Here is a 17,544-nt window from a genome sequence, read left to right as displayed (position 1 = left end):
TGCTATACCGATATATGACATTATAATTATACCGATAATCCAGCGTAATGTTTGTTTCAGCCCTTTGATAGTATCGTTAATTTATATTTTGTCACACAAAAATAGGAAATAATACATTATCCGTCTACTTTTATCGCTACTTTTGCAAAGCTTAAATGTAAATAAACGCTATGAGTATAATAATATTAGGGATAGAAAGTTCGTGTGACGATACTTCGGCGGCTGTAATCAAAGATGGCTTCCTGTTATCGAATGTTGTGGACGGTCAAGCTGTACACGAATCATACGGCGGGGTTGTGCCCGAATTGGCTTCTCGTGCTCACCAGCAGAATATTGTGCCGGTTGTACACGAGGCTTTGAAACGTGCGGGAATAAGCAAGGATGAACTGAGTGCCGTTGCTTTCACCAGAGGGCCTGGGCTGATGGGATCTTTGTTGGTTGGAGTGTCTTTTGCCAAGGGATTTTCCCGTTCATTAGGAATACCGATGATAGATGTTAACCATCTGACGGGACATGTGTTGGCGCATTTCATTAAAGTGGAAAATGAAGAGAATATACAACCTGATTTTCCTTTTCTTTGCTTGCTTGTTTCAGGAGGGAACTCACAAATCATTTTAGTGAGAGCTTATAATGATATGGAGATTTTGGGGCAGACTATTGACGATGCTGCAGGAGAAGCAATAGATAAATGTTCAAAAGTAATGGGGTTGGGATATCCCGGAGGCCCCATCATTGATAAGCTGGCACGTCAAGGCAATCCGAAAGCTTTTTGTTTCAGCAAACCGCATATTCCTGGATTAGATTATAGTTTTAGCGGCTTGAAGACATCGTTTTTATACTCTTTACGCGACTGGATAAAAGAAGATCCGAATTTTATAGAGCATCATAAAACCGATTTGGCAGCATCGCTTGAAGCGACTATTGTGGATATTTTGATGGACAAACTTCGTAAAGCTGCCAGACAGTATAATATAAAAGAAGTGGCTGTAGCTGGCGGCGTTTCAGCAAACAATGGTCTAAGAAATGCTTTCCGTGAACATGCTGAAAAGTATGGATGGAAAATCTTTATACCTAAATTCAGTTATACGACAGATAATGCCGCTATGATTGCCATTACAGGATACTTCAAGTATCAGGATAAGGATTTTTGTCCGATGGAAGCGCCTGCTTATTCGCGTGTTACTTTAAAATAATAGAAGGAAGGAGGGTTTTGTGAAAGCAGAAGAGGAATTGGGCAATTTGCTTAAATTGAAGAAATTGTCCCTTTCCACCGCAGAAAGCTGTACCGGTGGAGGAATCGCAGCTGCCATTACATCGGTGGCTGGCAGTTCGGAATATTTCATGGGAGGTATTGTGGCCTATTCGAATAATGTGAAGACCAGTTTGTTGCATGTTTCTTCTGATACTCTGGAGAAATACGGAGCGGTTAGCAGGGAAACAGTAATGGAAATGGCTGCAGGAGCGATGAATACGCTGAAAACAGACTGTGCTATTGCAACCTCTGGTATTGCAGGGCCGGGAGGTGGAAGCCAGGGAAAGCCTGTAGGAACAATCTGGATAGCTGTTGCCTATAAAAATGAATCTGTAACAGTTATGCAAACAGGAGATAATGGTCGGGCAAAAAATGTGCAGAATGCAATTCAAAATGCCATAGATTTGCTTATTGAGATTTTGAAATAGAGGAAAATGCTATTGTACAATGAATTATTTCCTGAAAAGCTTGTTTGTTAACGATAAAAGTGCTTACTTTGCGCTCTGTTTGAAATAAGTATAGATAAAAACTATAAAAATAGAGATAGAAATGTCGAAGATTTGTCAAATTACCGGGAAAAAAGCCATGATTGGCAACAATGTTTCACACTCAAAGAGAAGAACCAAAAGAACCTTTGATTTGAACTTGTTTAACAAGAAATTCTACTATGTAGAACAAGATTGCTGGATTAGCTTGAGCTTGTGTGCTGCTGGTTTGCGCATTATCAACAAGAAAGGACTGGATGCTGCCTTGAATGATGCTGTAGCTAAAGGTTATTGTGATTGGAAGACCATTAAAGTAATTGGTTAAAAAAGAGGAGATTTAGAATATGGCAAAGAAAGCTAAAGGTAACAGAGTGCAGGTAATTCTGGAATGCACAGAACATAAAGATAGTGGTATGCCGGGTACTTCCCGTTACATTACGACGAAGAACAGAAAGAACACCACTGAGAGATTGGAACTGAAGAAGTACAATCCTATCTTGAAGAGAGTGACAGTACACAAAGAAATCAAATAATACGTATAACTCATGGCAAAGAAAACAGTAGCAAGTTTGCACGAAGGTTCTAAAGAAGGTCGTGCTTATACAAAGGTTATCAAGATGGTTAAGTCACCTAAAACCGGTGCTTACATCTTTGATGAGCAAATGGTTCCTAATGAAAAGGTTCAAGACTTTTTCAAAAAATAAGATTTTAAACAATCACTTTTGATAAAATCCTCTTGTCGGCCAGTCTGTCTGTCAAGAGGATTTCTTTTTGCAGACTAATTGTCAATCGTTTTTTTTTATCTATCTTTGTGCAAATAATGCATTAGTATATGGGATTCTTTAGTTTTTTTTCAAAAGAGAAAAAGGAAACATTGGATAAGGGTTTGTCCAAGACCAAGGAAAGTTTTTTTGGAAAGATAGCACGTGTTATAGCTGGAAAGACGAAAGTCGATGACGAAGTGCTGGATAACCTTGAAGAAATACTTATCACTTCGGATGTGGGGGTAGAGACTACACTCAAAATCATTGAAAGGATAGAGAAAAGGGCTGCATCTGAAAAATACATGAATACACAGGAACTGAATCATATCCTGCGTGATGAAGTCTCGATGTTGCTTACCGAAAATAATACAGATGATGCCAATGACTTTGATGCACCTATTGCAAAGAAGCCATACGTAATAATGGTGGTAGGTGTGAATGGAGTGGGGAAGACAACTACCATCGGAAAACTGGCTTATCAGTTCAAGAAGGCTGGCAAATCTGTTTACTTGGGAGCAGCCGATACGTTCCGTGCTGCAGCTGTCGAACAGCTCATGATATGGGGTGAAAGGGTCGGTGTTCCTGTTATCAAGCAGAAAATGGGTTCTGACCCTGCTTCTGTAGCCTTTGATACATTAAAGTCTGCTATGGCCAATGATGCGGATGTGGTTATCATTGATACCGCAGGACGATTGCATAACAAGGTGGGCTTAATGAATGAATTGACGAAGATAAAAAATGTAATGAAGAAGATAAATCCAGATGTCCCCAATGAAGTATTGTTGGTATTGGATGGATCTACCGGTCAAAATGCTTTTGAGCAAGCCAAGCAGTTTACTTTGGCAACAGAGGTGACGGCTATGGCGGTAACCAAGTTGGATGGGACAGCCAAAGGTGGAGTTGTTATTGGTATATCCGATCAGTTCAAGATACCGGTAAAATACATCGGATTGGGTGAAGGGATGGAAGACTTACAAGTTTTCAATAGGAGAGAGTTTGTAGATTCTTTGTTTGGTGAGAATTGATGAAAAAGAATACAATAGACATCATCACCTTAGGTTGCTCTAAAAATCTGGTTGATTCAGAACATTTGATGCGTCAGCTTGAGGAAGCCGGTTATCACGTAACTCATGATGCAGAACGTCCTCAAGGGGAAATTGCAGTTATCAATACATGTGGATTCATTGGAGATGCGAAAGAAGAGTCCATCAATATGATTTTGGAATTTGCCCAAGCGAAAGAAGAGGGATTGCTAAGGAAGCTATATGTCATGGGGTGTCTTTCTGAACGCTATCTGAAAGAACTGGCTATCGAAATTCCCCAAGTGGACAAATTTTACGGTAAATTCGACTGGAAAGAACTCATACATGATTTAGGAACGAACTATCGGGAAGAATTGCACAATGAACGGGTCCTTACAACTCCTGCTCATTATGCTTATCTGAAGATATCTGAAGGATGCGACCGGAAGTGTTCTTATTGTGCCATTCCTATCATTACGGGCCGCCATGTTTCACGACCGATGGAGGAAATATTGCAAGAAGTCCAATATCTGACTGGTCATGGCGTAAAAGAATTTCAGGTCATTGCACAGGAACTGACCTATTATGGCATGGATCTGTATCATAAACAAATGCTTCCTGAATTGGTGGAGCGTATCGCTGACATACCTGGAGTAGAGTGGATACGGTTACATTATGCCTATCCGGCACATTTCCCGACTGACCTGTTCCGTGTAATGCGTGAACGTCCCAATGTATGTAAATATATGGACATTGCCTTGCAGCATATCAGTGACAATATGTTACGAAAGATGCGCAGGCATGTCACCAAAGAACAGACTTATCAATTAATAGAAAACTTTCGAAAAGAAGTACCGGGTATTCACTTACGCACTACACTGATGGTAGGCCATCCCGGAGAAACAGAAGCAGACTTTGAAGAATTGAAGGAATTTGTGCGTATGGTGCGTTTCGATCGAATGGGAGCTTTTGCATACTCGGAAGAAGAAGGAACTTTTGCAGCCGACAATTACGAAGATAACATTCCTCAGGAAGTGAAGCAAGCACGCTTGGATGAGTTGATGGCCATCCAGCAGGATATATCGTCAGAACTTAATGCCGCAAAAATTGGTCGACAGACGAAAGTCATTATTGATCGCGTAGAAGACAATTACTATATCGGACGTACCGAGTTTGACTCTCCAGAAGTAGATCCAGAAGTATTGATTGAAAGGAACGGAGAAAAGCTGATTATCGGCAATTTTTATCAGGTAGAGATCGTAAATTCCGATGATTTCGACCTTTATGGACGCATTATCTAAAGATTTCTCAAAAACATGTTGTTTATATGACGGAATTTTGCTAATATAGCGTCCGTAAAATATAAAACAGAAAGACGAGTGAATAATAAAGATTTTACGTCAGAATTATCAAAAAGACTGGGGTATACCTTGAAAGACACTTCAGAACTAATGTCTTCCTTACTTTCCGGCATGACCCGACAGCTGGGAGAAGGGAATGTCGTAACCATTCAAGGATTTGGCACTTTCGAAGTAAAGAAAAAGGCCGAGCGTATTTCTATAAACCCTACCACCAGGCAGCGCATGCTGGTTCCTCCAAAGTTAGTACTTACATACCGCCCCAGTACCCTGTTGAAAGAAAAGTTTAAATGAAATCTTCCTCTATACCCTTTGAGAATTTGCTGCTATGAATGAAAAAGTAAACATACAGAACTTGATAGAACTGCTTGTGGAAAAGCATCGCATTGCTCCTAAAGAAGCGGAGGAATTCGTAAAAACTTTCTTTGCAGTAATTGAGAAAGGGCTGGAGCAGGACAAGTATGTTAAAATAAAAGGATTGGGTACGTTCAAACTGATTGGTGTCGAAAGTCGTGGCAGCATTGATGTCAATACTGGAGAACGAATCGAAATACAAGGACATACAAAAGTTTCTTTTACGCCAGATTCTGCTCTTAAAGAATTAATTAACAGACCATTTGGACATTTTGAGACTGTAATTCTAAATGAGAATACAGTCTTGGAAGATACGCCGATAGAACGGACCGACGAGAATGAATTAGAAGATACTTCCATTGGGCAAAATGCTGCAAATGAGTCGGCTGCGATATCGGATATTTTTCCTGAGGCTGCTTCTCCATCCTTTGAATCGGTCATAGTAACCGAAAATGTTGCGATTGAAGAGAGCGCTGATGAACAGGAAAAAGAAGGTGAATCATCTACAACAGAAGAAACCCAGAAAAACTCGCAAAAAACGGAAGATACGGATAAGGGAGTTCTGCCGCAAGCGGTTATAAAAGAAAATAAAGGTAATGGCTTGAAGTGGTTTGCGATTGTACTGATATGTGTATTGGGGGCTTGTGCAAGCATTGTCTTCTATCTTTATTATCCCGATTTGCAAGAGAAATCGGCCCCTATATCGCTTGAGGAGGAATATACTTCTCCGACTGTTATGGTAGACTTGAAACAAGATTCTATTCAGGAGGATTCTCTTAAAAGAACAGAAGATACACTTCGAATTCAACAATCGACAAATCCAGCTTCAAAACAGCAAGTGGAGATCCCTCAAAAAGTTGTCAAAGAAACGACAGTCAAGGCACAGCCGGTAGAACCGGATTCTGTCAATTATGAAATAATGGGAACAGAAACCACTTATACTGTCAAAGAAGGAGAAACGTTGACACGGATTTCTTTACGGTTTTACGGAACAAAAGCTTTATGGCCTTACATTGTGAAGCATAATGCGGACGTGTTGAAGAATCCGAATAATGTAACTTCTGGTACTACACTTAAAATTCCGAAATTGATTGAAAAGCAATAACAATTAGCGAAAGCATAGCATGACATTCTAATTAACTTCTCAAAAAAAGTTGAAAAGTCAATCAATCTGTCCTATTTATTGCTATATCGTCCTATTTCCTTACTCCGTCACGCAGCACTTCCTGATGTCCCGACGCAGTGCTTCGTAAGGGTGTCATGCAGTGCTTTATGAGGAGGGGACGAAGCACTTTGTCAGAGGGTCAGCAAGCACGGCGTCAGGCCGGAAGAATCTGCCCGTGAAAAAAAGAGGAAGAAAAACGGGATTTTGGCACGAGTAAAAATCCGGCCTTATTCGTTTCTCTCTCGTTTCCTCACACACGTCTCACTATTAGTGGGGTGGAAGTGAGAGTCAGAATGCTCGGCAAGCAGTTAGATATTTCGAAGGTGCATCCTCATAAATTTCGCAGAACGCTTGCTACAATGGCTATTGACAAAGGTATGCCTATTGAACAGGTGCAACGTTTACTTGGTCACGTGCGTATTGATACGACGTTGCAGTATGTCATAGTGAACCAGAACAATGTAAAAATAGCCCACAAAAAGTATCTTGGGTGACGAAAAGCTCTCTATGTGCGGCTTTTTTAGTACATTTGCGCTCAAAATGAGCGCAAATGACAAATAAAGACATTATCCGCCAGCAAGGAGAGACCCCAGCAATCCTTTCGCGAGGTGAATTGTATGGCGATGCGTGTTCCATAATCGAACAGGCACAGACTTCTGCATATCGTTCCATTAATGACACCCTCATTAAGCGAAACTGGCTTCTCGGCTTGCGCATTCAGCATGAAGTCCTAAAAGAGCAACGTGCCGAATATGGTGAGCAAGTCATTCAGAAACTGGCAAAAGAACTAACAGACAAATACGGCAGAGGTTTCAAGAAAAGCAATTTATATCTGTTCGTGTCATTCTATCAGAGTCATCCAGATTTTTTCCAATCACTGACTGGAAAATCTTTGGATTTGACCGGTGACGACATTTTCCAATCATTGACTGGAAAATTTCCCATCCGGCTCACATGGACGCACTATAGCATCATTCAACAGGAACTTACGGCAGAAGGACGTGCTTGGTACGAGAACGAAGCTGCTAACGAAATGTGGAGCACTCGCACGCTACAACGTAACGTTTCTTCTCAGTATTACCATCGTTTGCTACAGTCACAAGATAAAGCCGTTGTGCATGATGAAATGGTAAAACTGACTGAGCCGTTGCAGGATAAACTTGAATATCTGAAGAATCCTGTTGTTGCGGAATTTCTTGGTTTCAAGAACAATACCGACTATACGGAAAACAATCTGGAACAAAGCATTATTGATCACTTGATTCCATTCTTGATGGAATTGGGCAAGGGCTTCGCTTTCGTTGACCGCCAGAAGCACATCCATACAGAGAAGGAGGACTATTATATTGATCTGGTGTTCTATAATTATCACCTTCGTTGTTTCGTTCTCATCGACTTGAAGACCACCAAGCTACGCTATCAAGATGTGGGACAGATGGATATGTATGTCAAAATGTACGATGAATTGGTACGCCCGGAGGGTCATAACCCCACCATTGGCATGTTGCTTTGCGCTGAAACAGACGAAGACGTGGCACATTATTCGGTTCTTAACAACAACGACCAACTTTTTGCTGCCAAGTATCTTACCTATATGCCGACACAAGAGGAACTGCGTCGGGAGATTGAACAGCAGAAAGAGTTTTTCAGGTTGCAGAATGAATAGAATTGCGGATAACGAATAATATAATAGATATCATAGAGTTATTCATTAGCGGAGACTGGGGCGAAGAAAACTATTCGGAAGTCAGCCTTGCAAAGTCGCGTGTGTAAGAGGTGCGGATATTATTCCCATATATGACAGCAATTTCGGCAGATTCCTACGCGCTATATCAGCCGGCAATCTTTTGAGGCCAAATGCTTGAAAACAGGGGATATCATCGTGGAGAAATCCGGCGGGAGTCCCACACAATCAACAGGTCGCGTTGCTTTTATCTCGCGAGAATTAATCGACACAGTAGATCCTGTTGTATGCACCAATTTCTGCGTTGCCTTTCGGGTAAAAGAAGAGTGAATCCACGATATGTTGTTCTATTACTTGCAGCAGTCTACAATAATGGCGTTTTCTTCAATTTTGAGGGCAAAACCTCTGGATTGAAAAATCTTCAACTGGAAGCCGCTTACAAAGCCATACCCATTGAAAACGTTGATAAAATGCGTCAAGACATAATGGTTGCTGTTTTAGATAGCATTCATCGTAAATTAGCTATCAATCGTGCGATAAATCAGAATTTACGTGCAAGGCGAGTGCAGAGAGAAAGCTGGCTTTCACTATGCCGAGCCGCAACCGTAAATGCGGACATCAGTCCGAATTTACCGATACTTGACCGTTCATCAGGAGTGGCAGGAATTCGTCGCGCTGCTTAGTAAGGTATTCATTTTCTTTTTGAATTTCAAACTGTTTATTATTAAGAGCTGATACTCGTTCTTCCCATGAATTCAAGATTGCATCACTTGGTTTTAGAATTGGAAAATTCAACACATCTTCACGAGAAACCTCTTTGAATGTTGTACCAGTGCCAAGTTGTTTTATCTGTCTGATATGAATGTTTAGATAATAATACAGGTAAGTTGATATGTTTTCTACTTTTGGAACAAAACTCTTAAATCCTTGATTGGTACACAACTCTGTTTTAGCAATAGACAACAGACCTATTGGCGCACGGCTTGACATTAATATTGTATTTGGAGGCAACAAATGAGTACTACAAGAATTATATCCCGCTTTTGAAATATTGCGTTCTCCTTGATAGACAAATTTTTGCTTTTGGTCAGATAAATCTTTTGGAGTTATCCAAACAATATCTCCTCCATAATTTTGTTCATTAACAGTTGAAGGTGTTGCACCATTGTAAACGTCAGCAATATCCTCTATCGTTTTGGTTTCCCATGATGCAGGAATATCACGCTTTAATTTTTCACTCCATACCATTTCTCCACCACTGGATTTATACGGCTTACCTTCCTCATTTGGGAAGTCAAACTGCACGAACCAATAATCATAGAGTTGCTTTGCCAAAGCCTCTAAATTCTGATTTATTGCACGATTAAGCAAAATCTTTTTTTCTAATGATAAATACAAATTACAGATAGGAATATAGTCATCTGGAAAATATATTTCAAAGTTGTGCAAATGCCCGATGGTTATATTGTTTATACTTGTCCCCTTTGCTTGTGATTTTATATAGCGTGCAAAATATTCGCTATTCAATGCTATTGAAATCAACATGGCATAGCGTTGTTCCTTAGGTCTAACAATACGAAGAAATGCGCCTATTTGTGTATATGGTATTTTCTTAAAGCATGTAGCTGCCTTGCCTAATACATCGACACTGCCTGTTGAGGCAACTAATATTGTGTCTCCAATACAAATTTGATTTTCTTGACTTTTGTATGATAATGGCAGAAAAACATCGTCGGACTTCAATATGATACTTTGAGATTGAATATTTCCACCACGAAGAATTCTTATACCATTATCACAAATATCAGAAGGTTGATACGCCACTCCGCCAATAATATCAGCAATCTCTCCTAATTTATATTTCTTTATCCCCATTTATCGTGTTGTCTTTTTAGGTAGTTATTCGTTAAAGTCCAAAGCTTTTAGTTCTCAATCTTCCTGCTCATAGTAATATGAGTAGTCGATTCCTTTCATAAACATCTCTCTATCATTGATTTTATCGGTAAGGGCGCCGTGCAGCAAAAGGCGTATATCACTGTCATTCACCGGACTTTTTTGCATGGCTTGCAGATAGTCGTTCTTGTTAATCCGGCTCCAATCAACGCATTTCCTTAATGAACGTTTAAATATCATATCGAGCCATATCCGCGTGCTGCGTCCGTTGCCCTCCATAAATGGATGTGCAACGTTCATTTCTACATATTTACTTACGATCTCATCGAAAGTAGTCTCCAGTATATTCTCTATATTAAAAAGAATCGTCGGAAGATGCAACGCATTGGCAAATACAAAACCGCCTTTGCTTATGTTTTTTGTGCGCAGTTGTCCTGCAAAATCATACAATCCACCGAAGATGTATGCGTGAATTTGTTGCAAGCATTTGATACTGCCCGGTTCCAAGGTGTTCAGCAATCCGCTTTCAAAGAGGTCGTATGCTTTTTTGCGGCTTTGACCATCAAGCGTATTGTCGGAATAGGTGAACCAGTCGAGAAAGGCATTGGCGCGATTGTTCGGATAATGTTTGGCCAACATCTGCACACCGTCTGTATCCAGAACATCTGCCTTTCGCATCTTCCCGTCGGGTGCTTCAAATTTGAAGTCGTGAGTGCTGCTCACGAGTTGAATCCCGTTGTTTGACAGTTTCTTTTTCAACCAGCGCCAATAATTCCCCGCCTTGGTGTAGTCCGGTTCATTGTTGATAGCCCTGACTACATCGGTTGCGGAGAAATACCATTTATTGTCGGCATCGCTCCATATTGCCCGAACCTCTCGGTCATTGAAAAATCGTATGGACTTCTTATTGTTCATTGAAATGCAGCAGGTTTAATTGTTCCATGATTTCTTCCTCCAGACGGCGGCTTTCGGCAAACTGCTCGGAAAGCGTTTGCTTGTATTCAGCAATTCGCTTATTAAATTCATCTTCGGTAATGTCCACATAGTCAATCTTGATGTCGAAATACTGTCCGGCTGAGAGGCTGTAACCTTTCTCCTTGATTTCATCGTAGGTCACAGCCACGGAAAAATCTTCTACCGCTTCCTTGTTTTGGAATGAGTGGACTATTTTGTCTATTTCAAAATCGCGAAGACGTCGTTTCTGGTTGTTCCCTTCTTTGTATTCCTCGCCAAGTTTACTTGCATCAATCAAGATAACTTTGTCATGATTGGTCGTTTTGTCGAAGAAGATGACTGATACGTTAGTGCCGGTAGTGGCAAATACATCGCTTGGCATGGAAACTACGCCATACACCCATCGCTCGTCCACAATACGTTGTAAGATGCGCTTTTCTATACCGTTCTTGGCTGTGATGAAACCAGTGGGAATGACGATGGCGGCCTTACCTGTTGGTTTCAAGGAATTAAGTACATGCTGTATGAAACAAGTATAGATAGCCATCTTTGGCTTCATCGGGTCAACCTTTTTCACTGCATTTGGCACGCCTGCCCAAAAACGGATGGTATCAGAAGCCAAGGTATCACGGTATTCTGGAAAATCGAGTTTGAACGGAGGATTGGAGACAATGAAATCAAACTTACGCAACACGCCGTTACTTTCCTTATGGGATGGTTCTGTAAGCGTATTACCTTGCACTACATTTGGCAACGAGGCTGCAAAGTTGTTAAGAATAAGATTCAGCCGAAGCATTTCCGATGATTTTTCTGAAATATCTTGCGAGAAGATAGTGCAACGCTCTTCGCCTATTTGATGTGCCAGAGCCATTAGCAAAGTACCCGTTCCAGCCGAAGGGTCATAACAGGTTACACCGCGCAAATCGGTATTCTCACCTACCAGCAAGCGTGCCATAACTTGCGCTATGGCGCGCGGAGTGTAATACTCGGCATATTTTCCACCTCCTGCGTTGTTAAAGCCTTTCAGCAGATGCTCGAAAATGCGTGAGAAGAAATCGTATTTCTCATCAAAAACATCTTCAAAGTTGAATGAAGCCACATTGCGCATCAGCGACTTTGCAAACTCGTCACGTTTCTGTGTATCGGTAACGTAGGTTGTAAGCGGAAAGAAAATATTGACCTTACTCTTTCCCGATGTGGTGACAGAGAATGTCCCGGCATTGAGCGAGGCAATATCTACCAATGTCTTATCGAGCAAAGTGGAAAAATCACCCTTTGTGGCAGAATTGTAGAGATGTGATAACGTGTGTTCCGGTTTCATGCGTGGCACAGAATGTGGCAGATAGCTGAACAAATCTTCCACTTCATCATCGGTGAACGTATCATATTCGGCATCCCATTTCTCTGCTTTCGACAAACGTTCTCCATACATCGGATCGCGCTTGGCTTCATAGCCAAACTTGTCATTGAAGAACTTATAAAGAAACATTTCAGTCACAATCTTGTATTCACTTCCTGTTCCCGCCAACCCGAAAGCTCCTGTTGTACTTTTCAAAGAATCAATCAGGGCTATGGTAGCCTCTGCTATATTGATATTATTCATAATACTAATAAGTGTTGTTGCGTTGTTGTAAATACTCTGTTGTAATCAAGTTGCTTAAATACTTGCGGTCCTTGATGTCTGCCCGTAGCTTCATCGCTATAAGTTCTTTGCCTATGATAGCCAGCACATCCTGCCCAAATGCAGGTTCATTATCAAGGATGTTGATGTCGAGGAACAGTCGTCGGTCGATTTCATCTTTCATTTTTGACAAATTCTCAGCAATCTCATATTCGTGCGCCGATATGATGGGGCGCTCACGCCTTCGGTTCTGCTCCTCAATGCGTTTGTGAATACGGACAAACCGTTCATCTCCTTTATACTTGCGTTTAAGTATGTTGTTACGGCGGTTTATTTCGCGTATTTTCTTCATCACCTCGTCCATATATTGAATGCTAACTTTGGCCTCTTCGGTGTTTTGCGGCACAAATCCTTTCTTGCGGAAATATTCACGGAACTCATCGGCGAGGGTAACATACCGTTCTTCTTTGATGTCGAAATTCGCCTCAAACTCTGCTTGTACCCGTTCACAACGTTCCCGAATATCGTTGACAATAATCTGCAATTCCTCAGGCATCCCTTTCTTGAACTCAAACTCCAGTTCCGAAAGAGCCACATTGATAATGCCGGAAACATCAGTCTTGTGTTCTGTACTTTCAAAAAGATTGATTCGCTCAATGCGATGGGTGACTTCTGTTATAAGTGTGGGAATTCTTCTAACGGGAAGCGAAGCAAGCTTCTCCTTGATTTCTTCATCACCAAAAGAACGTATCTGGTTGATTATAGCCTTGGCATCTGCAAGTATGTTGCGTAATTCATACAAACTATCCTTGTTTTCAATCTCGTCTATTTGATTGCGGAACTCCTCTACATTATCTACGGTGAAATTGAACAGCACACTCTTTATTTCTTTTATCTTGGTCTCTATGTCCTCCTTACTGACCAAAATGTCGTTAGCGATATTCCCGGTATGCGAATTGTCCGATTCGTCTGAAGTGCGGTTTAGTTCTCGCAAGTAGCGGTCATTGGTTGCATCAAAGTTTTCTTTAATGTCCACAAAGTCCACCACATAGCCATACTTGAAATCACGATAAGGACGATTTACCCTTGTAAGGGCTTGCAACAGGTCGTGTCCATCGAGAGAACGGCCCAAATACAACTTCTTCAAACGTGATGCGTCAAAGCCTGTAAGAAGCATCTTATTGACTATGAGAACATCTATCTCTTGCCGTTTCTTGAAGCCATCAATATATTCTTGTTTGTTGCCTTCGTCATGCAGTATGAGTGATGCCGTGAGTGGTTTGTAGTTCCCATATTGGAGCATCGGTTCTGCCACCATAAACATTTGCTGCTCTTTGTATAGACTGACCTCGCTTGCAATTTTGAAGCGCTCTTGCCAAAGACGGTATAGTTCTCTTGCCTGAGGATTTGTGCGGCAGACTATCATTGCTCCTACTGTTTCGTCATTTTGCTCTCGGCGGAAGCGGCGAAAATCGGCTATGATATAATCCAGCAGTGCGTTAAGGTAGCTTTCATGTTCCATGATTTGGTTGCGGTCAATATCAGACTTCTTGACTTCCACATCGCCTGCCAACTTATCAAGGATGTTTTCAATCTTCTCTTTGTAGATTGTTTCAACTGGCTCGCGCATTAGTTTGCAGGTGTAGCCATCGGCAATGGACTTATCGTAATAATAAGTATGAATGTAGTCGCCGAACACTCGCCATGATTCGCGTTCTTCTTTTAGTAGTGGTGTCCCTGTCAATGCGATTTTGACAGCGCTTTGGTCTGCTTCCAAAAGGTTTGCAAGAAAACTGCCTTGCGGATTATAGCCTCGGTGTGCTTCATCAATAAAGAAAATACGCTGTAAACGGGTACTGTAATCGGAATCAATCCGTATTTTGGTAGAATCTTGTTTGAATTTCTGAATATTGACCACCATTATCTCAGCTTTGCCCTCTGCATTTTCCGTCAAATTCGTACTGCGTATATCTGACATCAATTCATCCCTACTGTTTGCTGTCCTGACAGTCAGTCCTCTTGCCACGAATTCATCCTTAGCCTGCTCCATCAAGTCAAGGCGATCAACTATGAAATAGAATTTTGCTATCACATTACGTTGCGCAAAATAATCGGTCAGACTTTTCACGCTATAATAGGCAAGTGCCGTCTTTCCGCTGCCTTGCGTATGCCAAATGATACCGCTTTTCACACCTCTTGTCAAAGCATTACGGATGGCATACGACGCGAATAACTGCTGATAGCGCATCACATGCTTTTGTAATTGAGTACTCTGTGTGCCATCGGCCAATTCTATTTTACAATCCACATACGCAAAACCATAGCGCAGCAAGAATAAAAATCTTTCTTTGCTCAACATGGAAGTGATGATGCGGTTTGTCGGTGTATCTACCGATTTGTTGGTTTGATATTCTGGTAGGTTCTTGATGACCACGCAGTTGCGATGCTTCAGCACCTTATTCTCCTTTTCTTCGGTTATGGCCCGATAAGGATAATCTTCCACATACCGTTTGTCCTCCTCGCGGAATACATTGAAAAATGCTTCCTCCTTAGCCGTGCAGCAATAAAACGCCCCCTGTATAGGGACACGACTGTTGGTATCATACTCTTGGTTATTGGAGAAAATCATCAGCTGGGTGATGTTGAAGAAGCGGCGAAAACACGGTTTGCTCATTCGCTTGTTGATGCGTTCTCTTTCCGCCAGAATACCATCACGGTTGTTTGGCTTTTTGACCTCAATGAAAGCAAGTGGAAGACCGTTTACAAAACAAGTAATATCGGGGCGAAACTCATCTTCAGTGTCTTCATTTTCACATGTAAACTCTGTCGTCACATGCCAATTGTTGTTTTCGGGATTCTCAAAATCAATGAGTTTCGTGCCGCTGTTTGCGGAAAGCAACTGATAAAATTCACGTCCCAAATCATCATTATTGGCCATATTGACAATTTTGGCAATTAACAATGATGCCTCCGTATTTGACAATTCAGGATTAAGGCGTTTTACGGCATTTAAGAAAATGTCAATCAAGATATTTGTCTTTGTGTCGTATTCATAAATGTTATCCAAATAAGTATAGCCTAACTTGCACAGATGAAGTGCAGCCGGGACCTGTACTCTGGTATTCTCATTAAATTTGGTATTGCTCATAATTGTACATCCTATTTAAAGTTGATAGTTTCGCCCACACTAATCTCCAACAACTCTGATATATACGTTTTAGTGTTGCCAAATCAGGTTGGGTCGTATTAGTACACTATTTGGAGACTGTTGTTCGGTTTACTCCTAACTGTTCGGTCAGCCATTTGTTGGTTTTTCCTCTTCACCAACACTAATTTCAACTGATTTAAGTCTTTCATTGTAGTTTAACTTATTGCTTTGGAGACAAATTTAATGGATTTCTTTGAATAAATACCTATCCACCAATTATTATTGTATATTTTAGGAAATGAACCCAAAAATGGAGGTTGTCATGATTCAAATTAAGTTGGCAGAGTGAAGTCTCACATTTACCGTAATGCTAATATTGTCGTAGCATAGCGTTAGGCGTGATGTGCTGGTTTGTAATATAGGTGATTGTCATCATATTAGAATATATACAAAATCAATGATGTCGAAATAGCACCTTATGTTTTCTACATCATGCAATCCCTTTTCTGTAAAAATATATTCAATGTCATATCTCGGCGTGAAATATATTAGGTACACATTGTAAGTACTATGCGAGTAAATTTAGTTTAATCTAAAGGTTTAGTCCCTATTTTTAATAAAATTTAGGTGGTATGGTTTATGAATTTCCTGTACTTTTGGGAGCAAAAAAGAAAGGCTTGCGCTGATGCAATAAAAACAGAAAAATAGAACTTAAAAAATATTGATTTATGGCTGAAACTATTGATATCCGTGAACTGAATGAACGGATTGAAAGACAAAGTGCTTTCATTACCAATCTGACTGCTGGCATGGACCAGGTCATTGTTGGACAAAAACATTTGATAGAATCTTTGCTGATCGGTTTGCTTTCCGACGGACATGTATTGTTAGAAGGTGTGCCGGGCTTGGCAAAAACGTTGGCAATCAAGACACTGGCGTCTTTGATCGATGCCAAATACAGCCGTATCCAGTTCACGCCGGATTTGCTGCCGGCCGATGTTATCGGTACTATGATTTATAGTCAAAAGGACGAAAGCTTCCAGGTAAAGAAAGGTCCCGTGTTCGCAAATTTTGTATTGGCTGATGAAATCAACCGTGCTCCTGCCAAGGTACAGAGTGCATTACTCGAAGCTATGCAGGAGCGTCAGGTGACTATCGGAAAAGAAACGTTCAGGTTGCCCGAACCTTTCTTGGTAATGGCGACCCAAAATCCGATTGAACAAGAAGGGACTTACCCGCTTCCCGAAGCCCAGGTGGACCGTTTTATGTTGAAAGTCGTCATAGACTATCCGAAATTGGAAGAAGAAAAGTTGATTATTCGCCAGAATATAAACGGAGATAAAACAGATGTACGTCCTATTCTGAAAGCGGAAGAAATCATGGAAGCCCGTAAGGTGGTACGTCAGGTTTATTTGGATGAGAAGATTGAAAAATACATTGTAGATATTGTTTTCGCGACCCGTTATCCTGAGAAATATGATTTGAAGGAGTTGAAGGAAATGATAGGATTCGGCGGCTCTCCACGTGCTTCTATTAATTTGGCACTGGCTGCCCGCAGTTATGCATTCATCAAACATCGTGGTTACGTCATTCCTGAAGATGTGCGTGCCGTAGCCCATGACGTACTACGTCATCGTATCGGCCTGACATACGAAGCGGAAGCCGGCAACCTGACCTCGGATGAGATTGTAAGCCGTATCCTGAACAAGGTAGAAGTACCTTGATGTATCGACCAAAGAGATAATATGCCGCGGTAAGCGGGAATATCTCCGAAAAGTTGTGGATTATTAATTGATATATTTAAGTTCCTTGCTTGCAGGACGCGGATAGTTTATATTTATGAA

16 protein-coding genes and 2 pseudogenes are annotated in these 17,544 nt (G+C 41.1%); 13 read left to right on the top strand and 5 right to left on the bottom strand.

The features are described from left to right. Window positions 1–170: 170 nt before the first annotated feature. From tsaD to Q0Z70_RS05400, 12 genes and pseudogenes are all read left to right on the top strand, one after another. Window positions 171–1,193, top strand: coding sequence for a tRNA (adenosine(37)-N6)-threonylcarbamoyltransferase complex transferase subunit TsaD (gene tsaD, locus Q0Z70_RS05455; RefSeq protein WP_298073102.1), 1,023 nt, complete (start codon window positions 171–173; stop codon window positions 1,191–1,193). 19 nt (window positions 1,194–1,212) lie between these two features. Continuing rightward, window positions 1,213–1,680, top strand: coding sequence for a CinA family protein (locus Q0Z70_RS05450; protein WP_298073101.1), 468 nt, complete (start codon window positions 1,213–1,215; stop codon window positions 1,678–1,680). 121 nt (window positions 1,681–1,801) lie between these two features. Continuing rightward, a complete protein-coding gene (gene rpmB, locus Q0Z70_RS05445; RefSeq protein ID WP_002560154.1) occupies window positions 1,802–2,062 on the top strand; it encodes a 50S ribosomal protein L28 in 261 nt (86 codons plus the stop codon). A gap of 19 nt (window positions 2,063–2,081) precedes the next feature. After that, window positions 2,082–2,270, top strand: a complete 189-nt coding sequence (gene rpmG, locus Q0Z70_RS05440; protein ID WP_002560155.1) for a 50S ribosomal protein L33 — start codon at window positions 2,082–2,084, stop codon at window positions 2,268–2,270. A 12-nt stretch (window positions 2,271–2,282) separates the two neighbouring features. Then, window positions 2,283–2,441 carry a DUF4295 domain-containing protein gene (locus Q0Z70_RS05435; RefSeq protein ID WP_005777897.1) on the top strand — a complete coding sequence of 53 codons (159 nt, stop codon included), beginning with the start codon at window positions 2,283–2,285 and terminating at the stop codon, window positions 2,439–2,441. Window positions 2,442–2,569: 128 nt separating this feature from the next. Then, window positions 2,570–3,526 carry a signal recognition particle-docking protein FtsY gene (gene ftsY / locus Q0Z70_RS05430; RefSeq protein ID WP_298073100.1) on the top strand — a complete coding sequence of 319 codons (957 nt, stop codon included), beginning with the start codon at window positions 2,570–2,572 and terminating at the stop codon, window positions 3,524–3,526. Beyond that, window positions 3,526–4,824, top strand: coding sequence for a 30S ribosomal protein S12 methylthiotransferase RimO (gene rimO / locus Q0Z70_RS05425; protein WP_298073099.1), 1,299 nt, complete (start codon window positions 3,526–3,528; stop codon window positions 4,822–4,824). The genes ftsY and rimO overlap by 1 nt, the downstream gene beginning before the upstream one ends. Before the next feature lie 78 nt (window positions 4,825–4,902). Then, window positions 4,903–5,175: an HU family DNA-binding protein gene (locus Q0Z70_RS05420; protein WP_298073098.1), complete on the top strand. Its 273-nt coding sequence runs from the start codon at window positions 4,903–4,905 to the stop codon at window positions 5,173–5,175. Between the two features lie 34 nt (window positions 5,176–5,209). Next, window positions 5,210–6,340, top strand: a complete 1,131-nt coding sequence (locus Q0Z70_RS05415; RefSeq protein WP_298073097.1) for an HU family DNA-binding protein — start codon at window positions 5,210–5,212, stop codon at window positions 6,338–6,340. Between the two features lie 278 nt (window positions 6,341–6,618). Next, window positions 6,619–6,894: pseudogene (locus tag Q0Z70_RS05410) on the top strand (site-specific integrase); the annotation flags it as partial. A gap of 56 nt (window positions 6,895–6,950) precedes the next feature. Then, window positions 6,951–8,066 (top strand): PDDEXK nuclease domain-containing protein, encoded by a 1,116-nt coding sequence (locus Q0Z70_RS05405; RefSeq protein ID WP_298073096.1) that lies wholly within the window; start codon window positions 6,951–6,953, stop codon window positions 8,064–8,066. 305 nt (window positions 8,067–8,371) lie between these two features. Then, on the top strand, window positions 8,372–8,767 hold the full coding sequence (locus Q0Z70_RS05400; RefSeq protein ID WP_298073095.1) for a hypothetical protein: 396 nt from the start codon (window positions 8,372–8,374) through the stop codon (window positions 8,765–8,767). Here the strand turns inward: Q0Z70_RS05400 and Q0Z70_RS05395 are convergent. From Q0Z70_RS05395 to Q0Z70_RS05375, 5 genes and pseudogenes are all read right to left on the bottom strand, one after another. Further along, the gene (locus Q0Z70_RS05395) at window positions 8,703–9,959 is read right to left on the bottom strand and encodes a restriction endonuclease subunit S (RefSeq protein WP_298073094.1); all 1,257 of its coding nucleotides are present in this window, start codon (window positions 9,957–9,959) and stop codon (window positions 8,703–8,705) included. The genes Q0Z70_RS05400 and Q0Z70_RS05395 overlap by 65 nt on opposite strands. 54 nt (window positions 9,960–10,013) lie before the next feature. Further along, entirely contained in the window at window positions 10,014–10,892 is an 879-nt protein-coding gene (gene fic, locus Q0Z70_RS05390; protein ID WP_298073093.1) for a protein adenylyltransferase Fic, read from the bottom strand. Further along, window positions 10,882–12,534: a class I SAM-dependent DNA methyltransferase gene (locus tag Q0Z70_RS05385; protein ID WP_298073092.1), complete on the bottom strand. Its 1,653-nt coding sequence runs from the start codon at window positions 12,532–12,534 to the stop codon at window positions 10,882–10,884. Before Q0Z70_RS05385 ends, fic begins: the two co-directional genes overlap by 11 nt. Window positions 12,535–12,538: 4 nt before the next feature. Continuing rightward, window positions 12,539–15,700 (bottom strand): HsdR family type I site-specific deoxyribonuclease, encoded by a 3,162-nt coding sequence (locus Q0Z70_RS05380; RefSeq protein WP_298073091.1) that lies wholly within the window; start codon window positions 15,698–15,700, stop codon window positions 12,539–12,541. Window positions 15,701–15,711: 11 nt separating this feature from the next. After that, window positions 15,712–15,909, bottom strand: a pseudogene (locus Q0Z70_RS05375) (helix-turn-helix transcriptional regulator). A gap of 519 nt (window positions 15,910–16,428) precedes the next feature. Here Q0Z70_RS05375 and Q0Z70_RS05370 point away from each other — a divergent pair. Continuing rightward, window positions 16,429–17,424, top strand: coding sequence for an AAA family ATPase (locus Q0Z70_RS05370; protein WP_298073090.1), 996 nt, complete (start codon window positions 16,429–16,431; stop codon window positions 17,422–17,424). The last annotated feature ends 120 nt before the right edge of the window (window positions 17,425–17,544 follow it).

This window comes from uncultured Bacteroides sp., from assembly GCF_947632445.1.
GTDB lineage: Bacteria > Bacteroidota > Bacteroidia > Bacteroidales > Bacteroidaceae > Bacteroides.
The sequence above is the reverse complement of the archived record's forward strand: the minus strand, read 5'-3'. Positions and strand labels throughout refer to the sequence as shown.